Origin of the sequence: Mesorhizobium sp. M1A.F.Ca.IN.020.06.1.1, assembly GCF_004023265.1 — a bacterium.
Taxonomy (GTDB): Bacteria; Pseudomonadota; Alphaproteobacteria; order Rhizobiales; family Rhizobiaceae; genus Mesorhizobium.
On sequence record NZ_RZSR01001049.1, the window covers coordinates 1 to 1,974 of the forward strand.

General features: G+C 66.2%; 2 protein-coding genes and 1 riboswitch. Both genes read right to left on the minus strand.

Going from position 1 to position 1,974, the window contains the following annotated elements; genetic code table 11:
- The coding region (locus tag EOA60_RS30780) for an ABC-F family ATP-binding cassette domain-containing protein (protein ID WP_164899681.1) at positions 1-1,013 on the minus strand (1,013 nt) is incomplete at its 3' end.
- A 1-nt stretch (position 1,014) separates the two neighbouring features.
- Complete coding sequence (locus EOA60_RS30785; protein WP_095799776.1) at positions 1,015-1,659, minus strand: thiamine diphosphokinase; 645 nt, start codon at positions 1,657-1,659, stop codon at positions 1,015-1,017.
- A 141-nt stretch (positions 1,660-1,800) separates the two neighbouring features.
- A riboswitch (TPP riboswitch) is annotated at positions 1,801-1,914 on the plus strand.
- Positions 1,915-1,974 lie beyond the last annotated feature (60 nt).

Below are 1,974 nucleotides of genomic sequence, written 5' to 3' on the forward strand. Positions count from 1 at the left end.
GTGCCGGCATCCGGCGGCAGCTCGCCGGTCAGCATCTTGAGAAGCGTCGTCTTGCCGACGCCGTTCGGCCCGACAAGGCCGACGCGGTCGCCGCGCTGAATACGGGTCGAAAAGCCCTTGACCACGGTGAGGTCGCCAAAACTCTTCTCGATGCCCTTGGCTTCGATCACCAGCTTGCCGGATTCAGCGGCGTCGCTTGCCACCATCGTCGCCGAACCCTCGGCGCCGCGATGGCTGCGAAAACGCTGGCGCATGGCCTGCAGCTCGCCGAGCCGGCGCATGTTGCGCTTGCGCCTGGCGGTCACGCCATAGCGCAGCCAATGCTCCTCGCGCACGATCTGGCGGCCGAGCTTGTGCTGTTCGCGCTCTTCCTCTTCAAGCACCTGGTCGCGCCATTCCTCAAAGTGCGCGAACCCCTTGTCCAGCCGGCGCGTCTGGCCGCGGTCGAGCCAGACGGTGGCGCGCGAGACGCGCTCGAGAAAGCGGCGGTCGTGCGAGATCAGGATCACGGCCGACGAGGTGCGGGCAAGCTCTTCTTCCAGCCATTCGATGACCGACAGGTCGAGATGATTGGTCGGCTCGTCGAGGAGCAGGATATCGGGCTCCGGCGCCATGACGCGGGCGAGTGCTGCGCGGCGCGCCTCGCCGCCGGAAAGGTCGTTCGGCCGCTCCTCGCCGGTCAGGCCGAGATGCTCCATCAGATAAGTGGCGCGATGCGGGTCGTCGGCCGGCCCGAGGCCGGCTTCGACATAGGCGCGCACGCTGGCGAAGGCATCCATATCGGGCATTTGCGGCAGGTAGCGCACCGTTGCCGAGGGCTGGCGGAATACTTCGCCGTCCTGCGGTTCGATCAGCCCCGCGACGATCTTGAGCAGCGTCGACTTGCCCGAACCGTTGCGGCCTACAAGCGCGATCTTCTCGCCGGCGGAGGCGCTCAGTGCCGCGCCGTCGAGCAGCGGCGTGCCGCCAAAAGTCAGTTTTATGCCATCCAGATTGAGAAGAGGCGGGGCCATGTCAGCTTTCGGGAAGAGGATAGGGGTGGGCGAGCAGCAGCGCCCGGCCACGCTCGAGCGCGATCTCGAGCCGACCCTTGATCTCATTTGATATGGTAAGCGATGAGCCGAACGCCACCTCGACACCGTCCAGCGGCCATTTGGCGCCTGAGACCGTCAGGCCGGCGAGGTCGGAGAAGCCGAGCACCGAGAACAGCGTGCCCTCGGCGTAGTCGAAGCCGGCTTTGCCCGGCAGGATGGGCACGCCCTCCTGGGCGCCGCTGGTCAGCAGCACGGTCGTGCCCGCCTCGGCCAGCCGCACGCTTAGAGCCAAATGCAGAAAGGCATGATCGGCGCGCTTGCCGCCGAAGGCGCCGGCCAGCACCAGGCTGGTGGCGCCGCGCGCCAGCGCCTCGGCAATGGCGAGCTCGCCGTCGGTCATATCCTTCTCGGTCGGGAAAATCTTGCGCGGCACGGCGGCCAGATTCTCCGGCAGGCTCGCCGGCACCGAGTCGAAATCTCCGACCCAGAGCTCCGGCAGCAGGCCAAGCATATCGGCATGGCCGATACCGGCATCGGCGGCGATGATGCGGGAGCCTTCGATCTGGCGATCGAGCCGAGGCGTGCGGACGAGATCGCCGCCAAGCAGGATGGTGAATGTGCCCATGGCCGTCGCCCTTACCAGCCCGGCCAACGAAACGGAAGCGGGCGCGTCCAAACGGAATCGCACTTCGCTACCGCGGTGAACCCTGATGGATGCCCAGGAAACTTCCGCTTGCGCGCCGCATCGGCCGGGCCTATGTCTCGAAATGCTCTAACGGGGTGCCGGACGCTGATTTTGCGAACCGGCTGAGAGGCACAAAGCCAACCCGCTGAACCTGATCCGGTTTGTACCGGCGGAGGGATTAGACGTTTCGGACCATCCGACGCCTCAATTCCTTTAACGCGAACGAAGGAGGCGCCGATGCGCTCGCTATTGTCC